Annotated in this window: 1 protein-coding gene and 1 pseudogene; one reads left to right on the plus strand and one right to left on the minus strand. The window is 47.3% G+C overall.

Annotation, left to right across the window (positions count from 1 at the left end):
- Positions 1 to 205 (minus strand): annotated as a pseudogene (locus A3756_RS25845) (integrase core domain-containing protein); the annotation flags it as partial.
- 248 nt (positions 206 to 453) lie between these two features.
- Between A3756_RS25845 and istA the strand changes: the two are divergent.
- Positions 454 to 1,150 (plus strand): IS21 family transposase (gene istA / locus A3756_RS04705; protein WP_156490271.1); only part of this gene is annotated, 697 nt, incomplete at its 3' end.

The following is a 1,150-nucleotide window of genomic DNA, read 5'->3' on the forward strand; positions in this document are numbered from 1 at the left end:
ATAATATTTCTTCATCCAGACCTAAGTGCCTTTGCTCTGGGGTAACAAAGTTAATTCGACTATGCCGGTGCTCTGTGTTGTACCAAGTGACAAACTCTTTCACCCAAGTTCTTGCTTCATCGATTGATTTAAATCCCTCAGATGGCCATCGACGACAGTACTTCAGGGTTCGAAATAGTGATTCTGAAAACGGATTATCATTACTTGCGTATTCCGCGCGAACCTGATCGCTCGTTGCGATTCAAAGTGATCACCTGTTGCGACGGAACGTGATCACTCATTGCGATTCAAAATGACTCACTTTTAGCTGTTATCGCAAACGGTGATCGAGTAATCGCAACGACTGATCACCATCAATCACAAACTCCTTCCATGCATTGAAACTCAATTTGTCGAGCACGTTATTCTTAGCGCTTTTAAGCCGAGAGTACGATGCCAAACAAGAGATTAGCAATGCGACACATTAAAGATATTCTCCGCCTCAAACTCGAGGCAAAACTGAGTCATCGAAATATTGCCCGCAGCTTAGGAATCGGCGTAGGCACTGTTTCCACTTATGGAAAAAGAGCGGTTGATGTTGGGCTAACCTGGCCACTTCCAATAGAGATGACTGACAATGAACTAGAACGTTTATTATTCCCCGACGCCAAGATCAATACGCGCCATGGTCGGGTTATGCCTGATTGCGCTGCCATTCACCAAGAACTCAAGCGCAAAGGCGTTACCAAGCAATTGTTGTGGGAGGAATATAAGCAAATACATGGCGACGCGGGCTATCAGTATTCGCAATATTGCGGCTACTATCGTGAATGGCGTTCTAAGCAAAAGCGCTCCATGCGCCAGATTCACCTTGCCGGTGAAAAAATGTTTGTGGATTACAGCGGGGCCACGGTACCTATCGTTAACCCGGATACTGGCGAGATCCGTTCAGCTGAGATCTTTGTAGCCATACTTGGCGCGAGTAACTACACCTTCGCAATGGCGTCATGGACGCAACGCAAAGCCGACTGGATTAACGCACATGTGAAAGCCTTTGAGTTCTTTGGCGGCGTACCGGAGATCGTTGTGCCTGACCAGTTACGCAGTGCTGTCAGCAAGCCAGCTCGTTATGACCCCGGTATCAATGTGAGCTACCAGCACATGGCATCAC

The organism is Oleiphilus sp. HI0086 (genome assembly GCF_001635225.1).